19 protein-coding genes are annotated in these 19,789 nt (G+C 58.6%); 9 read left to right on the plus strand and 10 right to left on the minus strand.

What is annotated here, in order from left to right; all coding sequences use genetic code 11:
- The 6 genes from IV91_RS0104185 to IV91_RS0104210 form a co-directional block, all read right to left on the minus strand.
- Positions 1 to 612, minus strand: a 612-nt coding sequence (locus tag IV91_RS0104185; protein ID WP_031596298.1) for a sodium:solute symporter family transporter, incomplete at its 3' end; no start/stop codon positions are given.
- A 22-nt stretch (positions 613 to 634) separates the two neighbouring features.
- On the minus strand, positions 635 to 1,345 hold the full coding sequence (gene bioD, locus IV91_RS0104190; RefSeq protein ID WP_035417122.1) for a dethiobiotin synthase: 711 nt from the start codon (positions 1,343 to 1,345) through the stop codon (positions 635 to 637).
- Positions 1,342 to 2,640, minus strand: a complete 1,299-nt coding sequence (gene bioA, locus IV91_RS0104195) for an adenosylmethionine--8-amino-7-oxononanoate transaminase (RefSeq protein ID WP_031596268.1) — start codon at positions 2,638 to 2,640, stop codon at positions 1,342 to 1,344. The genes bioD and bioA overlap by 4 nt, the downstream gene beginning before the upstream one ends.
- Positions 2,637 to 3,800, minus strand: coding sequence for an 8-amino-7-oxononanoate synthase (gene bioF, locus IV91_RS0104200; RefSeq protein ID WP_150112377.1), 1,164 nt, complete (start codon positions 3,798 to 3,800; stop codon positions 2,637 to 2,639). The genes bioA and bioF overlap by 4 nt, the downstream gene beginning before the upstream one ends.
- Positions 3,801 to 3,867: 67 nt before the next feature.
- Positions 3,868 to 4,104 (minus strand): type II toxin-antitoxin system VapC family toxin, encoded by a 237-nt coding sequence (locus IV91_RS0104205; RefSeq protein ID WP_031596272.1) that lies wholly within the window; start codon positions 4,102 to 4,104, stop codon positions 3,868 to 3,870.
- On the minus strand, positions 4,092 to 4,346 hold the full coding sequence (locus tag IV91_RS0104210; RefSeq protein ID WP_031596275.1) for an AbrB/MazE/SpoVT family DNA-binding domain-containing protein: 255 nt from the start codon (positions 4,344 to 4,346) through the stop codon (positions 4,092 to 4,094). The genes IV91_RS0104205 and IV91_RS0104210 overlap by 13 nt, the downstream gene beginning before the upstream one ends.
- A gap of 210 nt (positions 4,347 to 4,556) precedes the next feature.
- Between IV91_RS0104210 and IV91_RS0104215 the strand changes: the two genes are divergently transcribed.
- Positions 4,557 to 5,333: a ferredoxin--NADP reductase gene (locus IV91_RS0104215; protein ID WP_031596276.1), complete on the plus strand. Its 777-nt coding sequence runs from the start codon at positions 4,557 to 4,559 to the stop codon at positions 5,331 to 5,333.
- On the opposite strand, the gene IV91_RS0104220 is transcribed toward IV91_RS0104215, so the two are convergent.
- The 4 genes from IV91_RS0104220 to typA form a co-directional block, all read right to left on the minus strand.
- Positions 5,330 to 8,374 carry an efflux RND transporter permease subunit gene (locus IV91_RS0104220; RefSeq protein ID WP_031596278.1) on the minus strand — a complete coding sequence of 1,015 codons (3,045 nt, stop codon included), beginning with the start codon at positions 8,372 to 8,374 and terminating at the stop codon, positions 5,330 to 5,332. The two genes, IV91_RS0104215 and IV91_RS0104220, sit on opposite strands and share 4 nt — an antisense overlap.
- A 9-nt stretch (positions 8,375 to 8,383) precedes the next feature.
- A complete protein-coding gene (locus IV91_RS0104225) occupies positions 8,384 to 9,529 on the minus strand; it encodes an efflux RND transporter periplasmic adaptor subunit (RefSeq protein ID WP_031596280.1) in 1,146 nt (381 codons plus the stop codon).
- 4 nt (positions 9,530 to 9,533) lie between these two features.
- Positions 9,534 to 11,051 (minus strand): efflux transporter outer membrane subunit, encoded by a 1,518-nt coding sequence (locus tag IV91_RS0104230; protein ID WP_031596282.1) that lies wholly within the window; start codon positions 11,049 to 11,051, stop codon positions 9,534 to 9,536.
- Positions 11,052 to 11,185: 134 nt separating this feature from the next.
- A complete protein-coding gene (typA, locus tag IV91_RS0104235) occupies positions 11,186 to 12,997 on the minus strand; it encodes a translational GTPase TypA (RefSeq protein WP_031596284.1) in 1,812 nt (603 codons plus the stop codon).
- A gap of 88 nt (positions 12,998 to 13,085) precedes the next feature.
- Here typA and IV91_RS0104240 point away from each other — a divergent pair, with 88 nt between their 5' ends.
- The 8 genes from IV91_RS0104240 to IV91_RS0104275 all read left to right on the plus strand — a co-directional run.
- Positions 13,086 to 13,991 (plus strand): polysaccharide deacetylase family protein, encoded by a 906-nt coding sequence (locus IV91_RS0104240; protein ID WP_031596286.1) that lies wholly within the window; start codon positions 13,086 to 13,088, stop codon positions 13,989 to 13,991.
- Between the two features lie 55 nt (positions 13,992 to 14,046).
- A complete protein-coding gene (locus IV91_RS0104245) occupies positions 14,047 to 14,499 on the plus strand; it encodes a peroxiredoxin (RefSeq protein WP_082783197.1) in 453 nt (150 codons plus the stop codon).
- A gap of 26 nt (positions 14,500 to 14,525) precedes the next feature.
- On the plus strand, positions 14,526 to 15,923 hold the full coding sequence (locus IV91_RS0104250; RefSeq protein ID WP_031596288.1) for a PhoH family protein: 1,398 nt from the start codon (positions 14,526 to 14,528) through the stop codon (positions 15,921 to 15,923).
- 13 nt (positions 15,924 to 15,936) lie between these two features.
- Positions 15,937 to 17,241, plus strand: a complete 1,305-nt coding sequence (gene lplT, locus IV91_RS0104255; protein WP_031596291.1) for a lysophospholipid transporter LplT — start codon at positions 15,937 to 15,939, stop codon at positions 17,239 to 17,241.
- Positions 17,238 to 17,924, plus strand: a complete 687-nt coding sequence (gene tsaB / locus IV91_RS0104260; RefSeq protein WP_031596293.1) for a tRNA (adenosine(37)-N6)-threonylcarbamoyltransferase complex dimerization subunit type 1 TsaB — start codon at positions 17,238 to 17,240, stop codon at positions 17,922 to 17,924. Before lplT ends, tsaB begins: the two co-directional genes overlap by 4 nt.
- A complete protein-coding gene (gene rimI, locus IV91_RS0104265) occupies positions 17,921 to 18,376 on the plus strand; it encodes a ribosomal protein S18-alanine N-acetyltransferase (protein WP_031596294.1) in 456 nt (151 codons plus the stop codon). Before tsaB ends, rimI begins: the two co-directional genes overlap by 4 nt.
- A gap of 16 nt (positions 18,377 to 18,392) precedes the next feature.
- On the plus strand, positions 18,393 to 19,139 hold the full coding sequence (locus IV91_RS0104270; protein ID WP_051862053.1) for a uracil-DNA glycosylase: 747 nt from the start codon (positions 18,393 to 18,395) through the stop codon (positions 19,137 to 19,139).
- Between the two features lie 46 nt (positions 19,140 to 19,185).
- Positions 19,186 to 19,789, plus strand: a 604-nt coding sequence (locus IV91_RS0104275; protein WP_031596297.1) for a response regulator, incomplete at its 3' end; no start/stop codon positions are given.

Genomic DNA, 19,789 nt, shown 5'->3' on the forward strand with positions numbered 1-19,789 from the left:
GGCACCCCCCCCCCCCGCCGGCCCCCCCAGATCCCAGCCGATGTACACCATGCCCAGCATGATGATGATCATCTGGATGAAGTCCGTGATGGCCACCGACAGCATTCCGCCAAACAGGGTATAAACCATGACCGTGGTCGCGCCTACGATCATGCCGGTGGCTTTGCTCATCGCTCCGGCGGAAACCACGTTGAACACCAGTCCCAGGGCCTTGATCTGGGCCGCCACCCAGCCCAGATAAGAGATCACGATGCACAGGGTCACCAGTACCTCCACGGTACGCCCATATTGACGTCGATAGAAGTCACCGATGGTCAGCAATTTGCGCCGGTAGAGGGGGCGGGCAAAGAACAAACCGACGAGCACCAGACAAAGAGAGGAACCGAAGGGATCTGCCACGACGCCCCGCAAGCCTTCCTTGAGAAAAGTGGCCGGAATCCCCAGTACCGTTTCAGAGCCGAACCAGGTGGCAAACACAGTGGCCGTCACCACATAAAGAGGCATGCGATGCCCCGCAGCTGCATAATCTGCGGTATTGCGCACGCGCAAAGCCACGATCAGGCCAATGGCTACCGAAACGGCCCAATAGCCGATGACAAACCAGAGCAACATGACAGAACTCTCTCCGTGAACTTTACACCGCAGAGCGGGGCGATTTTCTCAAACTTTCCCAGTGGAGGGCAGTGTACCCGAGTTCAGGCGGCATCCCGTAGGGATACCGGCCCAGAAAAGGTTCTGGCAAACGTGCCTGCAACGTCCGGATCTGTCCCTCTTCTTCCTCCAGATCGGGACTCAGGCAATTGGCGATCCATCCCGCCCAGGGCAGCGAACGATGTTGGAGGGCTTCGGCGCTCAGTAAGGCATGATTGAGACACCCCAGACGTAGCCCCACCACCAGAATTACAGGCAGGGCGAAACTTTGAGCCAGATCGACCATATCGCCCTCCTCCCCCAGGGGTACCAACACCCCCCCTGCGCCTTCCACCACCAGACAATCGGTCTCGCTCTGCAAATGTTGATACGCAGTGCGCATGACCCCGAAGGAAAGGTTGACCCCTTGCCGATGCGCCGCCAGATGGGGCGCAATGGGCGGTTCGAAACCATAGGGATTGATCCATTCCTCTGGAACTCGTCCACCGGAATGTTTCAGCGTGGAATCCCCATAATGTTTCAACAGTTCCACATCTTCGTTGACCCATCGGTCGCCCTGTCGGAAAAACCCGGTGGCCACGGGTTTCATGCCCAACCCGTGCAGTCCTTCTCGGCGCACGCCTTCCAGCAAGGCACAAGCCACCCGGCTCTTGCCCACCCCCGTATCGGTGCCCAACACGAACCAACCCCTCATGCCAGCACCTCCTCGAGGGTTTCCAGGGTCCGACCCACCAGAAAATCCAGTTCCTCTCCCGTCAGATTGAGGGGAGGCATAAAGTAGAGGGTATGCCCGATGGGGCGCAACAACACGCCGGCTTCCCAGGCACGGGCATGAAAACGACGGGCAAAGTGCGCGGGGGGATCGATCACCTCGCAGGCCCAGATCATGCCCCGCTGTCGTCCCTGAGTGATGCGCGGATGGGCAAACAGGGGCGCCACCTGTTGTGCCATTTGTGCTTGGCGGGCCTGATTGAGCGCCAAAATTCCGGTTTCGTCGAATAACTGTTGTACGGCCAGCGCAGCCCGACAAGCCAGAGGATTGCCCGTATAAGAATGGGAATGAAGAAAGGCCCGATCCACCCCTTCCGCGTAAAAAGCCTGATAGAGGGGGTCCTGGGTCAGGACCACGGAAAGAGGCAGAAACCCACCGGTGATCCCCTTGGACAAACACAGGAAATCCGGGGTGATCCCGCTTTGCTCATAGGCAAAGAAGGTACCCGTCCTGCCAAATCCCACGGCAATTTCATCGGCAATGACATGGACGTCATGGTGCCGGCAACAGGCCAGCACCGCCCGCACATACTCCGGAGAATGGAACACCATGCCCGCTGCGGCTTGCACCAGAGGTTCCAGAATCAGTGCTGCCACTTCTCCCTGATGAGCAGCCAGATAAGTTGCCAGCGCTTCCAGGGAACGGGCCTCGCTGCCCGGAATCCGACTGTCCGGAGCGGGAATGGTGTGCGCTCCCCGAATCAATGCGGCATAGGCCGTACGGAATAGCGGAATATCCGTCACCCCAAGCGCCCCCAGGGTTTCCCCATGGTACCCATGGGCCAGCGCGATGAAGGAATTTTTATTTGGCTGCCCCTGATGGCGCCAGTAATGGACACTCATCTTGAGGGCCATTTCCGTGGCCGAAGCACCATCGGACCCATAAAAACAGTGACCCAGGGTTCCGCCCGTACGAGCGCTCAGGCGTTCGGACAATTCCACCACGGACTGATGGGTCAGCCCCGCCAGCATCACATGATCCAGTCGGTCCAGTTGGTCCTTGAGCGCCGCCACAATGGCGGGATGGCCATGCCCCCACAGGTTGACCCACCAGGAACTGATGGCATCCAGGACGCGTCGCCCCTGCTCCTCCACCAGCCAGGCCCCCTGTGCCGACTGGATCAGATGGACCGGATGTTCTTCCAACCATTGCATCTGGGTACAGGGGTGCCAGACTGCTGCCGCACTCCGTTTGGCCCAACTCGCAACTTGATTCATGCTTCGACCCCTATCGCTTTTTCAAGACCTTCCAATAACCGATCGATGTGCGCCACCGAATGGGCTGCACTCAACGAAATTCTCAGACGGGCCGTTCCTTCCGGAACGCTGGGCGGGCGAATGGCCGCTACCCACAGCCCCTCTTCACACAACCGATGAGACACCGCCATCACCCGCGAGTTCTCCCCCAGAATCAGGGGATGAATGGCGGTGCAGGAAGGCACCCCCCCCAGACCCAGAGCCTGCAATCCCCTCTGGAGTCTTTCCCCCAACTGGGCCAGATGGGTACGCCGGAATTCCTCACTGGCCACACATTCCAAAGCAACCTGGGTAGCCGCCTGCACCAGGGGCGGCAGGGCCGTGGAAAACATATGGGTACGGGCCCGTTGTGCCAACCAGTCCATCAAGGTGGCGGTGCCCCCCACAAAAGCACCTGCAGTACCTACCGCCTTGCCAAAGGTCGCCATGTGCAAGACCCGTGCGGAACTCACCCCAAGGGCTGCCAGACTGCCCTTCCCCTCCGGACCCAGGACACCCAGCCCATGGGCATCATCCACCAGAACCCAGGCTTCGTACTGTTCTGCCAGGCGCACCAATTCCCGCAAGGGGGCGACATCCCCATCCATGCTGAAGACTCCATCCGTAAGTATCCAGCGTTGTCCGAACGCGCAAGTGCGCAAGGACCGTTCCAAAAATTCCCAATCCCCGTGGGGGTAAATGGTCAGTTGGGCAGGCCGGGCCAGCCGCACCCCGTCGATCAAACTGGCATGGTTGAGCGCATCGGAAAACACGGCGGTTGCCCCATCCACCAGCACGGGAATCACCCCCAAATGCGTGAGATAGCCCGAGGAAAACACCAGCACCCGTTCCAGACCCAGCCAGTGCGCGATCCACGCCTCCAGTTCGGCCTGGGCGGCGCTATAGCCGCATACCAGAGCCGAGGCCCCGGCACCGACCCCATACTGCTCGAGCCCCCTTTGAGCTGCGGCACAGACTCGGGGATCGTTGGCCAACCCCAGATAATCATTGGAGCAGAAGGCCAGAAATGTCCGGTTGTCCACGCTCAGATAGGGTCCCTGGGGGCCCTGCACTGGATGGTGCGGTCGTTCCAACCCCTGATGTTGCCAATCCTGAAGACGTGAGGCGTAGACGTTCATCATAGGTTCTCTGGCTAGTCGGTGCGTACCTTATTCAGCCAATGTTTTCACAGGCACAACTTCAAGAACGTCACTTGACTGACTCAACCAGTGCCGGATTACCGATTTGATAGGGCTTCACTAATGTCTCGGCAACCGCGGCATCCCCGGTATAGCCGATGATTAACCCAGAATCAATGGCTTCAATGATGGGTGCGACCACCGAGAAATAGTCTGGGTTGCGGTCCAGGAAGTACACAAAAACATTAGTGTCCAGGTAGACGCGGTGTCCGACCATGCGGGCGATAGCATCCTCTATCTTTCCCATGTGTCACGACCACCATTCAGGTCGGCTTCAATTTCTGCGGTTGTTTGACCCCAAAGGCCACGTGCGATACCTGCGTAGGCCATTGCCGACTCTTTGCGCGCCTTGCGGTTTACGGGCACCAAGGTAACAACGCCGTTTGCAAAAGCCACTTCAAGCATGTCGTTGGGTTTGATGTGCGCTGCTTCAGCAATGCGGGTGGGGATTGTAATCTGGTGTTTGAGTCTTACTCGCACTTGTGACATGGCCGGCTCCAGTGCTGGTTGAAAAGTAGGAATTCATCCTAGCATTCCTACTATTCTGACGCAAGTTTGTTCGCCGATCCACTCTGATTAAGTCCAAAATGTTCAGTATATCCATCGTTCCGGTTTGGCATATAAGATTATAACCGGGCAGACTTTGGAATCCCGTCGAGACAGATTATAATCGTGGTTTTCCTTGGATTTTTCGTCATCATGGCCGCGTATAGTACCGAAAAAATTCTCTCTGTCCATCATTGGAACGACACCCTGTTCAGTTTTACGACCACCCGGGATGCCGGGTTACGCTTTGAAAACGGTCATTTTGTCATGATCGGTCTGGAGGTGGACGGAAAACCCCTGACCCGTGCCTACAGCATTGCCAGCGCCAATTATGACGAACATCTGGAATTTCTCAGCATCAAGGTTCCCAACGGTCCCCTGACCTCGCGCCTGCAACACATCCAGGTGGGGGATTCCCTGCTGGTCAGCAAAAAACCCGTGGGCACCCTGGTGATTCATGACCTGCTCCCCGGCAAACATGCCTACCTGTTTTCCACGGGCACCGGCTTGGCCCCCTTCATGAGCATCATCAAGGATCCCGAAACCTACGAACGTTTCGACAAGATCATTCTGGTACATGGCGTGCGCCAGGTTTCCGAATTGGCCTACCGCGATTTCATCACCCACGAACTGCCTGCCAATGAATTCTTTGGCGAAGAGGTACGCCGGAAACTGATCTATTACCCCACCGTCACCCGTGAGGAATTCGAGACGACGGGACGCATCACGACCCTCATCGAAAACGGAAAACTGTTTTCCGATGTGGGCTTGCCCCCTCTTGATCCCGCCGTAGACCGGGCCATGATCTGCGGCAGTCCAGGGATGCTGAAGGACATTTCAGCGTTACTCACCGAACGGGGACTGAAAATCTCCGGAGGCGTGGGCGAACCCGGTGACTTCGTCATCGAACGGGCCTTCGTGGAACGTTAAGCCGGGGCTTTTTCTTCTTCCTGACGGACCCGCGCCAGCCATAGATACATGGCAGGAACCACGAACAAGGTGAACAGGGTACCGATGGACAGCCCGGAAAAAATCACCAACCCCATGGCACGGCGCCCTGCGGCGCCTGCCCCCCCGGCCAGCACCAGGGGCAGCACGCCCAATACCATGGCAGTCGTGGTCATCAGGATGGGACGCATCCGAATGCTGGCGGCTTCCACGATCGCCTCCCGTTTGGTGCGCCCTGCCCGCTGCAACTCATTGGCAAACTGGACAATCAGGATTCCGTGTTTGCTGATCAACCCCATCAGAGTCACCAAACCGACCTGGGTATAAATGTTGAGGCTGGCCCCCCCGAGGTTGATCAGGAGCAAGGCACCAAACAGGGCCATGGGAATGGAAATCAAAATGATGAGCGGATCACGGAAACTTTCAAACAAGGCAGCCAGCACCAGAAAGACCATGAGTACGGCAAACAGCAAGGTCACGGCAAAACTCCCCGATTCGCTCATGAACTGCCGGGAAGCCCCGGAATAATCCACGGTGAAACCGCTGGGCGCCACCTCCTGAAGCGTTTTATTCAGAAAGGCCAGAACTTCACCCTGCGACACCAGCGGCGTCGTCACCCCGCCAATGGTCGTTGCATTGAGTTGCTGAAAGTGGCTCACCGTTTCCGGCACCACGAGTTGACGCAAATGTCCCAGGGTCGCCGCCGAAAATAATCGCCCGTCCGGAGTACGAAAATAGTAGGCAGGAACCTGGGAAGGATTGAGGCGATCTGTTTGTCGAACCTGTGGAATGACCCGGTAAGAACGCCCATCCATGGAAAAATAATTGATGTAATTCCCCGACAATGCCCCACTGAGACCGTCGCCCACATCCTGTTGGGTGAGACCCAGCGCGGCGGTCAGGTCACGATCCACGACAAACCGGGATTGGGGTTTATCCAGTTTCAGGTCTGCATCCACGAAGAAGAACATCCCGCTTTGACGCGCCCGATCCACGACCTTTTGCGCCACTTCATCCAGTTGTTCAAAGGATTCGGTGGTGGTGATCACGAACTGTACAGGCAGTCCCTGGGTTCCCGGCAAAGGAGGAAACTGGAAGGCAGCCACCCGGACGCCAGGCACCTGGGCCCAACGCATCTGCAATTCTTTCTGCAACTGTTCCGCGCTGCGTTTGCGTTCTTCCCAGGGTTTGAACACCACCCCACCGAGCCCCTGATTGAGCACTGGCGCGCCCGTGATCTGAAACATCTGGGCATATTCGGGCTCGGTCCTGGCGATTTTCTGAAGGGCCTGGGCATTTCGCTGCATTTCATCCGCCGTCACATTGGCCGGGCCAATCATGGAGTAAAGCACGATCCCCTGATCTTCCTGTGGCGCCAATTCGCGCATCGAGGTCATGAATAAAAATACCGTCACGCCCAGAAACAAAAAACCCATCACGATCATGACCCCATGGGTTTCCAGGGCACTGGAAAGAGCTCTGCGGTAACGGTCGTGCAATCGTTCCAGGCCCCGTTCCACACGGGCCATAAACCCCGCAGAGGCATGTTCCTGCTTGAGAAAGTGGGCACACATCACGGGAGACAAGGTCAAAGCCACGATCCCGGAGAGGGTCACCGCACCGGCCAGAGTGAAAGCGAACTCCGTAAACAGGGCACCCGTCAGTCCCCCCTGGAAACCGATGGGGATATAGACCGCCACCAGCACCACGGTCATGGCCAGGATCGGCCCGGCCAGTTCTCGAGCCGCCAGAAATGCCGCTTCCCGGGCGCTCTTGCCCAGGCGCTGATGACGTTCCACATTCTCCACCACGATGATGGCATCATCCACCACCAACCCGATGGCCAGCACCAAGGCCAGAAGGGTCAGCAAGTTGATGGAATACCCCAGCATGAGCATGACCAAAAACGTGCCCACCAGGGACAGGGGCAAAGTCACCAGGGGAATGATCACGGCACGGGCGCGCCCAAGGAACAGAAAAATCACCGCCGTGACAATGACCAGCGCCTCCAGCAAGGTCTTGGCCACTTCGTGAATGGCCGAAGTAATATACTCGGTGGAGTCATAAACGATCTTGCCCGTCAGTCCCGCGGGTAATTTGGCCTGCAGGGCAGGGAAGGCTTTGCGTACCCGCTCGGCCACCTCCAGAACATTGGCATTGGGGGCCACCTTGATCCCGATGAAGACGGACTTCTGCCCATCAAAGGCCACATTGAAATCATAATTGTCCGAACCCAGCGTCACATCCGCCACATCCTCGAGATGCACGAGACCGAGGCCCGTCTGCTTCACCACCAGACGCTTGAATTCCTCCACCGAATGAAGATCCGTGCCCGCCGTCAAGTCCACGGTGACAGCCTGCCCTTTCGTGGCCCCCGCCGAGGTCAGATAATTGTTGGCGGCCAGCGCTGCGCTTACATCGGCGGCCGTCACCCCGTTGGCGGCCATGCGGTTCTGATCCAGCCAGGCCCGCAAGGCAAAATTGCGCGCGCCCAGCAATTCGGCGGTTTGCACCCCCTCCACGGAATCCAGGGTGGGTTTGATTTCACGCAACAAAAAGTCGGTTACATTGCTGGTGGGCAAGGTTTCGCTGTAAAACCCCATGTACATGGCATCCACCGTCTGCCCCATCTGAACGGACAAGACGGGTTGCTGGGCTTGGGGGGGCAGTTGGTTGCGTACCGAATTGACCTGGGTGTTGATTTCCGTCAGGGCGCGACTGGCGTCATAATTCAGACGCAAGGTAGCGGTGATGACGGATGCTCCCATCAAACTGTTGGAAGAAAGGTAATCGATGCCCTGCGCCTGGGCAATAGCAGCTTCCAGGGGCTGGGTAATGAATCCCGCCACGGTCTGGGCATCGGCCCCATAGTAACTGGTGGCAATAGTGACCACCGCATTCTGGGTCTGCGGATATTGGCTCACCGGCAACCCGAACAACGCCCGCAACCCCAGCACCAGGATGATCAGGTTGACCACCGTGGCCAATACCGGTCGGCGCAAGAAGAGATCCGTAAAACGCATGGTATCCCCTTACTGTTCTTGCGGGGTAGGCGCCGCCGCAAAGGGCGGTGCAGCCGCCGTACTGAGCGCGACGGACATGCCTGACTTGAGTTTCAATTGCCCGCTGGTCACTACTTCGTCTCCCGCTTTGAGACCGCTCAATACCGCGATCTGATCGCCCCGGGTTGCCCCCGTGGTGATGAACACCTGTTGGGCTTTGGGAGGAGTTCCCCCAGGACCACGCTGAATCACAAACACGGTGGCCCCATAGGGATTGAAAGCAATGGCCGACTGGGGAAGCGTCAAGCGTGGGGCCGCTCGGTCATAGTCCCAGGTCACGTGGGCAAAAGCACCGGGCAACAGGGAAGCGGTGCCCGGTTCGAGACGGGCCTCCACCGACACGTTGCGGGTACTGGCATCCACCTCGGGATTGCGCGCCACCACCCGGGCGGCAAAGGTTTTACCAGGCCAGGCTTCAAAGGACAAATGAACCCATTGTCCCACGGCGATACGGCCCAAAAATTGCTGAGGCAGATTGAAATCCACCAGCAACTGGTGCACGGTTTGCAAGGTGGCAATTTTGTCGCCGGGATTGAGGTACTGTCCGGGATTGACCAGGGTGATCCCCATCTGTCCCGCAAAAGGGGCCGTGACCTTTTTTTTGGCCAGCAGGGCCAGTGCCTGATCTCGCTGCGCCGTCCGACTGTCCACATCCGCGCGGTCCACCTCCAGTTGCGCCTGACTGATGGCATGCACCGCATACTGGGCTTCATCCCGTTTCAATGTCAGGCGGGCCAGTTCCAGTCCTGCGATCTGCGCCTGGAGGGCCGCCCGTTCCGCATCATCCACCATTTCCACCAAGGTTTGTCCGGCTTGAACCTCATCCCCGGCCTTGAAAGCGACCCGGCGCACCATACCCGCAACTTCCACGCTGATCTGCACGCCACGGGCTGCCCGCAGGGAACCGATGGTGTCGAAGGAGGGTTGCCAGTTCGTCCATTGAATAACCTGGGCTGTCACCACCTGGGGGGGGTGAGCCGCACCACCCGTCAGGTATTTTTGCATCATGGCCCGTTTGAACAGAGTGAATCCCACCAACCCCACCACCAGCAGAGTCATCAGCGCACCCATGAGGATCAGGCGTTTTTTCAGGGAAGGGGCAGATTGAACTGTCATAAAATCACCGTGCATCTGGAAGGGCAGATTGTGCCGAAGAAGAAGGGGAAACCGGAGTGGCCTGCGCCACGGCCGCGGGGTCTACTTCTCCCCCCAGAGCCAAATAAAAGGCGGCCGTATCGGCCAAACGGACTCCCTGGGCCTGGGCGACCCCCATAAGGGCCTGGGCATCCTGAACCCGTGCGGCGAGAAGTGCCGGATAACTGATGCCGCCCAACCGATACTGTTGATCCGCCAGATCCAAACTTTGTTGCCGTATTTCCATGATCGATCGTTCAGCCTCCAGCGTGGCCGCATCATGGGTCAAGGCGCGCAAGACATCGGCCACGGTACGAAAGGCCTGGACCACGGTGTTGCGATACTGCGCTGCTGCGCTCTGAACCGCCGCTTCCGCACCCCGTTTGGCCGCGCTCAAGGCCCCCCCATGAAAAATCGGCTGGACCACCCCGGCACCCAACGACCAAACCGATGAAGCAGGACTGAACAGAGCCCCCGGGGTCAAGGCCATCGCCCCCATATCTCCCGTGAGGGTCAGATTGGGATAAGCCCCGGCAATGGTCACCCCCAGATTGGCGGTGGCTTGGTGCCATTGCGCTTCACTGGCCCGGATATCCGGACGCTGACGCAACAACGCTGAAGGAACGGCCTGAGGAAGAAATTGGGGCAGATGCAGATCCGCCAGATGGAATTCGGGCAAAGAGTTTTGCGCAGGATATTGCCCCAGATACGCCGCCAACTGGTGACGGATCTGCTCCAACTGTAAAGCGAGGACCTCGCGATTGGCACGGCTCTGGGCCAGTTCGGCCTGGGGCTCTGCCATTTCGTTGAGGGACAGGGCGCCCATCCCCTGCCGTTGGCGCGTCAGGTCCAGCAATTCACCTTGCGCCTGGAGCAGCGCGTTCGTTGCATCGAGTTGGGCGCGCAGACTGGCCTCCCGCACCACGGTGGTCACCACATTGGCAATCAGGGTTTCCCGTGCAGCCTGCCACAGGTGGGCCTGCATTTCATGTTGGGCTTGCAGGGCCTCGACCTGACGGCGGTTGCCCCCAAACACATCCAAAGGATAGGACACGTTGACCGAAGCATTGCTAAGATTGAACAGATAAGTCTGTCCTCCCGGCATGCCAAAGGCTGCCGTGGAAAAGCGCTGGCGAGTTTGCGCAAATTGGGCATCGACGGTGGGCAGGGTCAGATTATCCTGAATTGCGGTGGCGTTTTCTCCCGCTTGTATCAGGGTGGCACGGGCGGCTTCCACTGTAGGATTTTGATCCAAGGCAATCTGTACCAACCCATCGAGATCCGGACATCCATAGGATTTCCACCAATCCTGACTTCCGGTTTGGCCCGCCACAAAGTGTTGGGCGTCCCCCTCGGCCCCCCCTACCTGAGGAGAAGAAGCCGGCAACACAGACACGCCCTTGGCCAAGGTGGGGGACTTGAAATCCGGGCCCACCGTGGTACATCCGGTCACCAGCGCCAGAATCATGCCACGACCCAGGATTCGTGCCCCTGACCTGCGCAAGCCACGGAAAAACGGGAGGCCGGAACGGTCACTTCTGTTTTGGCTGGAACGACCGACACCCGACACTGGATTTACTCCAATACTAAAACGACCTCATTGTACGCACCCGTATCATCCAACGCAAACCTTTCCGCCTAACTGCGGGAGGCCCGCTTGCGATCATTTTCCAGCAGATAGCGCTTACGAACGCGCAGTGTTTGAGGCGTGATCTCCACCAATTCGTCATCGGCAATGAATTCGATGGCAGATTCCAAGGTCAACGTCACCGGAGACATCAAAACCACCGCTTCGTCCTTGCCCGCCGCACGAATATTGGTTAATTGTTTGGTTTTCACCGGGTTGACCACCAGATCATTGTCCCGACTGTGAATCCCGATCACCATACCTTCGTAGACACGATCCCCAGGAATCACGAACATACGACCCCGTTCCTGCAATTTCCACAGGGCATAGGCCACGGCTTCGCCCTGTTCGGCAGAAATCAGGACTCCATTGCGACGCGCCGCAATTTCCGGTTTCATGGGGCCATAATCATCGAAGACATGACTCATCAACCCGGTTCCTCGGGTCATGGTCAAAAATTCGGATTGAAACCCGATCAGACCGCGCGCCGGAATGTGGTAGTCGAGGCGTACCCGTCCCTGACTGTCGGATTGCATGTCCTGCAAATCACCCCGTCGTTCTCCCAGCGCCTGCATGACCGCGCCCTGATGGGCATCTTCCACATCCAGCGTGAGCGCTTCAAAGGGCTCACAGCGCACTCCATCGATCTCTTTCAACAGGACACGGGGACGGGACACCGCCAATTCGTAGCCTTCCCGACGCATGTTCTCGAGCAGGATGGTCAAATGCAATTCGCCTCGTCCGGACACCAGAAAAATGTCCATATCGTCGGTTTCCTGGACGCGCAGGGCCACATTGCTGAGCAATTCACGCTCCAGCCGTTCGCGGATCTGACGACTGGTGACGAACTTGCCTTCCTGCCCGGCAAAGGGCGAGGTATTCACCTGGAAATTCATGGTCAGGGTCGGCTCATCCACGTCCAGCATGGGAAGCGCTTCGGGTTTATCCACCTCGGTCAGGGTCACCCCGATGCCCAACTCTTCGATGCCCGTGATCAGAACGATATCTCCGGCTTCCGCAGTTTCAAAAGGAACCCGTTCCAACCCCTTGAACCCCAGGATCTGATTAACGCGTCCGCGCTTCAAAGGCGAGTCCGGACCCCGCAAGATAGCCACTTCCTGACCCGTCCGGATACGTCCGCGGTGGACCCGGCCAATCCCGATCCGCCCCACGAAACTGGAATAATCCAGAGACACGATCTGCAATTGCAGCGGACCTTCCGCATCCCCCTTCCGCTCCGGAACATACTTCAGAACTGCGTCAAAAAGGGGACGCAGATCCGTACCCGGATGTTGGGGGTCGAGGGTGGCATACCCCTGCAAGGCCGAAGCGTACACCACCGGAAAATCCAGTTGTTCTTCCGTGGCACCCAACTTGTCGAAAAGATCGAAGGTCTGATTGACCACCCAGTCCGGACGGGCCCCCGGACGATCGATCTTGTTCACCACCACCACCGGCTTGAGTCCCTGGGCCAAGGCTTTGCGGGTGACGAAGCGGGTCTGGGGCATGGGCCCTTCCACGGCATCCACCAGCAACAGCACACCATCCACCATGGACAGCACGCGCTCCACTTCGCCGCCAAAATCGGCGTGTCCGGGGGTATCCACGATATTGATGTGGACCCCTTCATAATCCACGGCACAATTCTTGGCCAGAATGGTGATGCCCCGTTCCTTTTCCAGATCGTTGCTGTCCATGACCCGTTCCGTCATGTGCTGATGAGCCGCGAAGGTCCCGGACTGCTGGAGCAATTTATCCACCAGCGTGGTCTTGCCGTGGTCCACATGCGCGATGATGGCGATGTTGCGTAAATGACGAGCCATGAAAATTCAACCAATAATTTAGAAAGACCACTATTCTACCAGCAAGGGGGGCTTGCCGAGTGGTGAAAAAGTGTCCATAGTCTCGCCCATGCGACTCTTGGCCCTGAAAGTGGATGTAGACACCCTGCGCGGAACCCGCACAGGGGTTCCCGCGCTGGTGGAATTACTACGTGCCGAACAGGCCCAGGCCACCTTCCTGTTCAGCCTGGGGCCCGATCATACGGGACGTGCCCTCAAGCGCGTCTTTCGACCCGGTTTTCTGGGCAAGGTCAAACGCACCTCCGTGCTGGAACATTACGGTCTGCGCACCCTGCTCTATGGCACCCTGCTTCCCGGACCCGACATCGGCCTCAAAACCGCCCCCATACTGCGCGCCGTGGCTGCTGCAGGCTTTGAAGTGGGGATTCATACCTGGGACCATACCGCCTGGCAGGACAACCTGCACCAGCGCCCGCCCGCCTGGGGACGCGCCCAGCTTGGCCTGGCCTGCGCCCGTTTCAAGAAAATCTTCGGGGAAGCCCCCCACGTCCACGGCGCCGCCGGTTGGCAGATGACCGAGGACGCCCTGCGCTGGCTCGATGAACAGCATTTCAAATGGGCATCGGATGGGCGCGGACAGGGCCCCTTTCGCCCTCTGCTGGGCGATCACCCTGCACGCTGCCTGCAGTTGCCCACCACCCTCCCCACCCTGGACGAACTGATCGGCCTGGAGGGAGTGGATGTCTCTACAGTCGCTTCGAAATTACTGGCCCTCACCCAAGAGGACCCGCCCCTGGGCCATGTCTTCACCCTGCATGCCGAACTGGAAGGTCAGCGTTTGCGCCCGGTATTCCAGGAATTACTGCGGGGCTGGAAAACCCAGGGCTACCAGTTGGTCTCCCTGGCCCAAATGGCTTCGGCCATGGAATTCCACCCCTTGCCCTCATGCCCCATGATCCAGGGCTCCCTCCCCGGTCGCTCAGGCACCTTGGCCCTGCAAGGTACAGCGCGCTGAACCATAGGCTATACTTGCACCATCACGGACCTGTTTTGGAGAAACCATGGAGAAAATGGAGTTGGTACCGGACTTCCGGTTGGCGTCCACTGCCGGACCGCACTTTCAGTTGAATGACCAACGGGGAGCGCCTCTGATTCTGTATTTCTACCCCAGGGACGATACCCCGGGATGTACCGACGAAGGACTTCAGTTCACCCAGTTGTTTTCCGAGTTTGAGGCTCTGCGTTGTCCGATCTGGGGCATCTCGCGCGACAGCCTGTCCAGCCACGAAAAGTTCCGGGCCAAGATGAGTTTCCCTTTTCACCTCCTGAGCGATCCCGATGAACTGGCCTGCACCCTGTTCGGCGTCATGAAAATGAAGAACATGTACGGCAAGCAGGTTCGCGGCATTGAACGCAGCACCTTCCTGATCGATTCTGAAGGCCGTTTGGCCGAAATCTGGCGCGGGGTCAAAGTCCCCGGTCACGCGCAACACGTTCTGGAAACCCTCCGCACACTGCCCTGACCACTTTCTCCCGGAGCCCACCGCCCATGGTTGACCACTCAATCCCCAAGTTGTTCGTCCTCGATACCAACGTGTTGCTGCACGATCCCACCAGCCTCTTCCAATTTCAGGAACACGATGTGTTTCTGCCCATGATGACCATCGAGGAATTGGATCACAACAAGAAGGGGATGACCGAAGTGGCGCGGAATGCCCGGCAGGTCAGTCGTTTTCTCGATGAAATCATCACCCGTGCAGGCAAAACCGATATCAGCCTGGGAATTTCCCTCGCACGCGCACAGAATCCCGGCCCTTCAGGTACCCTGTTTTTGCAGACCTTGAAGAAATCCCCGCCTACCGCCCTGCTGGCTGAGGAAAAACCCGACAACCAGATCCTGGCCGTTGCCCTCGAACTCCAGCGCAGCCAACCCCAGCGCCCCGTCATCCTGGTCAGCAAGGACATCAACATGCGCATCAAGGCCCGCGCGTTGGGCGTCGATGCTGAGGATTATTTCAACGACAAGGTCCTGGAAGATACAGATCTGCTGTACACCGGCGTTCGTGAATTACCGGAGGATTTCTGGGAAACCCACGGCAAGGGCATGCAATCCTGGCAGGAACAAGGACGTACCCTGTACAAGGTGGAAGGTCCTTTGGTTCCCGGCTTCTTCCTGAACGAATTCGTCTATCAGGAAGAAGGGGAAAAACCCTTCTATGCCCGCGTCAAGGAACGGATCGGGTCCTCTGCCGTCCTCGAAATACTGCGCGACTATACGTCCCAGCGCAATAACACCTGGGGAATCGTGGCGGCCAACCGGGAACAGAATTTTGCCCTGAACCTGCTCATGAATCCTGATCTCGATTTCATCACCTTGCTCGGTCAGGCAGGAACGGGAAAAACCCTACTGACTCTGGCCGCAGGACTGATGCAAACCATTGAACACAAACTGTATTCCGAGATCATCATGACCCGGGTCACAGTGCCGGTGGGGGAAGATATCGGTTTCCTGCCCGGAACGGAAGAAGAGAAAATGACGCCCTGGATGGGCGCGCTGGAAGACAATCTGGATGTTCTCAACAAGGGGGACGAAGAAGCCGGAGACTGGGGACGGGCAGCCACGCGCGATCTGATTCGTTCGCGCATCAAGATCAAGTCCCTGAATTTCATGCGTGGACGAACTTTTCTCAACAAATATCTGATCATCGATGAAGCCCAGAACCTGACGCCCAAACAGATGAAAACCCTGATCACGCGCGCCGGTCCGGGAACCAAGGTGATCTGCCTGGGGAATATCGCCCAGATCGACACCCCCTACCTCACGGAGGGCAGTTCCGGACTCACCTATGTGGTGGACCGTTTCAAGGGTTGGGTACACAGCGGACACGTCACTTTACAACGGGGAGAGCGCTCCCGTCTCGCCGACTACGCAGCCGAAGTGCTGTAACTCCAGGCCTTTCATGGAGTTAGGGTTCTATATCATACTGCTGGCGCAATTTCTTTCTGCGCTGGCTGACAACGCCTTGTTGTTTGCGGCCATTGCCCTGCTCAAAACGATCTCGGCCCCCCCTGAGTATGTCCCTTTCCTGCAACAATTTTTTGTACTCTCCTACATTTTCCTGGCCCCCTTCGTGGGCGCTTTTTCTGATGCCCTGCCCAAGGGGCGCGTGATGTTCCTCAGCAATATCATTAAATTGCTGGGCTGTCTGGCCATGCTGGCGGGGATCAACCCGCTCTTTGCCTACGGCTTGGTGGGTTTGGGGGCGGCGGCCTATTCCCCCGCCAAATACGGTATTTTAACGGAGTGTCTCCCCCCCGGAAAATTGGTGGTTGCCAACAGCTGGATGGAGGCCTTGACCGTCATTGCCATTATTTTCGGTGCTGTATTGGGAGGCTGGATACTCAAACCCGGCCTGCCCCTCTACCAACTTTTTGTCGCCTTCAGCACCCCTTTGATCGGCCACACCCTGAATGCCCCGCGCTTTTCCATTCTCATCATCCTGCTGCTCTATGTTGGAGCCGCCGTGGTAAACCTGTATATTCCCCGCGTCTTGCCCGACCATGTCCCCCCGCGCAGGAACCCCTGGTTTCTGGTGCAGGATTTCTGGCGCTCATTTCTCCAATTGTGGCGTGACCCGCTGGGGCAGGTTTCTCTGGCAGTGACCACCATTTTCTGGGGCGTTGGTTCTTCTCTCCGTCTGATCGTGCTGGTTTGGGCAACCCTCCAACTGCATTTCAACCTGGAGCAGGCCACCCAACTCACGGCAGTTTCCGCTGTGGGAATCGCTCTGGGTTCCATTGCGGCCGCCAAATGGGTACGTCTGGAAAGTGCCATCAAGGTGCTGCCGGTGGGCGTGGCCATGGGGTTCGCCATTCTGGGCATGCTGGTGGTGCGGGACTGGGCCGTGGCCGTGGTCCTGCTGGTGGCGGCCGGTGCCATGGCCGGATTTTTTGTGGTGCCAATGAATGCCCTCCTGCAACATCGCGGCCATCAAATCATGGGGGCAGGTCATAGCATCGCAGTTCAAAACTTCAATGAAAACATCAGCATTCTTGCTCTGCTTGGAATTTATGCCGGAGTCATTCGGGCCGACGTGCCCCTGCGCCACCTCTTTCAAGACCTGGGCATCGAAACCCTGCGCGGGCACGCCCTGAGGCCGACGGAAGCGGCTTTTTACACCAGCGTCCTGCTGCTGGCCCTGTTCATCAGTAGTTTGATGTTCTGGCTCTATCGCCGTTATCGTCACGTGGAGTATGTGGATTGAACCCCGACCTTCTCCTCGCCCTGGAATTTTCCACTGAGCGTGCCTCCGTCGCCCTGTGGCAGGAGGGGCAGATTCTGGCCACGCACCAGGATGAAGGGGCTGCGCCTTCCGAGCGCATCTGGTCCTTGCTGGACTCGGTTCTGGCCAAGGCCCAACGAACCTGGGAGGACCTGGGAGGAATTGCCTATGGAGCAGGCCCCGGCGGCTTCACCGGGGTCCGGCTGGCCTGTGGCATCGCGCAAGGCCTGGGATTGGGTCTGGGGATCCCCCTTTTCCCCATTTCCACCCTCGAATGCCTCACGGAGGTCGCCCCCCATCCCCGCGTCGTCGTGGCGCTGGATGCGCGCATGAACCAGGTCTATCTCGCCGCCTATGAGCGTCAGGGTGAAGAATGGCAGGAACGCTTGCCGCCTCAACTGTGTCATCCCACGGACTTGCCCGATCTGCCCGCCGGAGACTGGTGGGGCGTCGGTTCCGGAGCCGTCGCCTGGAATACCCTGCTCGACGCGCGCTGGGGCCCCCAGTGGCAGGGCACGGTCCCGGGACTATTTCCCCATGCCACGCACATCGCCGCCCTGGCAGGACAGGCCAGGAAGCGCACGGCCGGGGTCAGTCCCGCCGCCGCCCAACCCATCTATCTGCGCCAGCGGGTTGCCCTGACCCGCGCAGAACGTGGTCTGTGAATACCTGTTCCCTGCGTCTGCTCACCCTCCAGGACGTGGATGCGCTTCGCGCCATCGAAAAGCGCAATTTTTCTGCGCCCTGGAGCGGGCGTCAACTGCAGGAATCCTTGTCCCAGCATCAGGGATTGGGAATGGTGACCCCCTCGGGAACGCTGTTCGGTTATGCTTTTTTCTTGCTCGTTTTTCAAGAAGCCCAACTGCTCAACCTGGTCATTGACCAGCCTTGGCAACGCCAGGGTTATGGGCGCATCCTGCTCCACGAGGTCATCACCCAGGCCAGCGCGCAGGGCGCGGAATGCCTGCTGCTCGAAGTACGCATCTCCAATGAAGCCGCCCTGGGTTTATACCGCTCGGCCCATTTCCAGCCCATTGGAACCCGCCGGGGTTATTATGCGACCCCCACGGGAACTCGTGAGGACGCCCTCGTGCTGCGCCGCTCCCTGACCCCCTGAGCCGGAGAGCGTCGATATGCACACACAGGAAGCCTGCTGGAGAGAGTTGGGACTATGGCCCCTCTGGATTCCCCGAGCAAACCCGCTGCCTGCCCTCCCCGAAACTCTCTCCCCCGCCAGAAAAGAGGGGGAAAGCCGGAGCATTCCCACCCCTCCGCCGGTGCTCCCCGACTTGCCGGTAACGGGGGATCTGCGCCAGCAGGTGGCTTCCTGCACCCGTTGTGCACTTCACGAACAACGCAAACAAGCGGTTTTTGGCCTGATTCACCCCGGCAGCCCCTGGATGTTCATCGGGGAAGGACCCGGCGCAGAAGAAGATGCGCGCGGATTGCCCTTTGTCGGACCTGCGGGACGTGTGCTGGATGCCATGCTCACCGCCCTGGGGCTGGAACGGGGTCCCCAGGTCTCCATTGCCAATGTGGTGAAATGCCGTCCGCCCCATAATCGCACCCCCAGTGACCCGGAATGTGCGACCTGCCTGCCCTTCCTGCGTCAGCAAATCGCACAGGTCCAACCGCGCATTCTGGTCCTGCTGGGCAAGGTTGCCGCCCGCACCTTGCTGGATACCCCTCTGTCCATGGCCCAACTGCGTTCCACGACCCATCTCTTCGAAGGCATCCCCACCGTCGTTACCTGGCATCCCGCCTACCTTCTGCGTACCCCGGCAGAAAAAGCGGGGACCTGGGCAGACCTCTGTGGTGCGCGCCGTCTGCTCACGGAACCTGCCCAATCTGGATCCCATCCCCAAACGACACCGGAATGATTACAAATCGATACAATTTTTTTTCCGGTTACACTATCATGCGCACATGAATACTCCACGCCCCCGCATCATCGTCCTGGATGACGATCTTCGATTACGCGAATTACTGCAGCGTTATCTTTCTCAACAAGGCTTCAGTGTGACGGCCGTCCCCGATGCCCTCGCGCTCGACCAGGCCTTGGCGAAAACCCCCCAGGATTTGCTGGTATTGGACCTGATTCTCCCCGGCGAGGATGGTTTGGCGCTGTGCCGTCGGCTGCGCGCCCAAAACAACCCCATTCCCATTATCATGCTCACCGCCAAGGGCAATGACTCGGACCGGATTCTGGGACTCAACACGGGTGCCGACGACTACCTCTCCAAGCCCTTCAACCCCAAAGAGTTGCTGGCCCGGATTCAGGCCGTCCTGCGGCGCCAGTCCTGGGATACGCCCCTGCCCGCAGACCACCACGCCCAGGATCTGGTGACCTTTGGGGAGTTCAGTTTTCATCTGCTGCAACGCACCCTGCACAAAAACGGAGAACTGGTTGCCCTCTCCAGCAGTGAATTTTCTCTCCTGCGGGCCCTGGTCACGCACCCCCACGAACCTCTTTCCCGAGAAAAACTCACGGATCTGGTACGGGGTCGGGAACGGGAGGTGTTTGACCGCA

The sequence above is a fragment of the Ferrovum myxofaciens genome, assembly GCF_000735045.1.
Lineage (GTDB): Bacteria > Pseudomonadota > Gammaproteobacteria > Burkholderiales > Ferrovaceae > Ferrovum > Ferrovum myxofaciens.

Bases quoted from the DNA above. Each gene is read 5' to 3' on its own strand.
- bioF (WP_150112377.1), bottom strand. From the start codon at position 3,800: ATGATGAACGTCTACGCCTCACGTCTTCAGGATTGGCAACATCAGGGG.
- typA (WP_031596284.1), bottom strand. From the start codon at position 12,997: ATGGCTCGTCATTTACGCAACATCGCCATCATCGCGCATGTGGACCAC.
- IV91_RS0104245 (WP_082783197.1), top strand. From the start codon at position 14,047: ATGGAGTTGGTACCGGACTTCCGGTTGGCGTCCACTGCCGGACCGCAC.
- IV91_RS0104270 (WP_051862053.1), top strand. From the start codon at position 18,393: ATGCACACACAGGAAGCCTGCTGGAGAGAGTTGGGACTATGGCCCCTC.
- IV91_RS0104205 (WP_031596272.1), bottom strand. From the start codon at position 4,104: ATGGGAAAGATAGAGGATGCTATCGCCCGCATGGTCGGACACCGCGTC.
- IV91_RS0104220 (WP_031596278.1), bottom strand. From the start codon at position 8,374: ATGCGTTTTACGGATCTCTTCTTGCGCCGACCGGTATTGGCCACGGTG.
- bioD (WP_035417122.1), bottom strand. From the start codon at position 1,345: ATGAGGGGTTGGTTCGTGTTGGGCACCGATACGGGGGTGGGCAAGAGC.
- bioA (WP_031596268.1), bottom strand. From the start codon at position 2,640: ATGAATCAAGTTGCGAGTTGGGCCAAACGGAGTGCGGCAGCAGTCTGG.
- IV91_RS0104240 (WP_031596286.1), top strand. From the start codon at position 13,086: ATGCGACTCTTGGCCCTGAAAGTGGATGTAGACACCCTGCGCGGAACC.
- IV91_RS0104215 (WP_031596276.1), top strand. From the start codon at position 4,557: ATGGCCGCGTATAGTACCGAAAAAATTCTCTCTGTCCATCATTGGAAC.
- IV91_RS0104210 (WP_031596275.1), bottom strand. From the start codon at position 4,346: ATGTCACAAGTGCGAGTAAGACTCAAACACCAGATTACAATCCCCACC.
- lplT (WP_031596291.1), top strand. From the start codon at position 15,937: ATGGAGTTAGGGTTCTATATCATACTGCTGGCGCAATTTCTTTCTGCG.
- IV91_RS0104250 (WP_031596288.1), top strand. From the start codon at position 14,526: ATGGTTGACCACTCAATCCCCAAGTTGTTCGTCCTCGATACCAACGTG.
- IV91_RS0104225 (WP_031596280.1), bottom strand. From the start codon at position 9,529: ATGACAGTTCAATCTGCCCCTTCCCTGAAAAAACGCCTGATCCTCATG.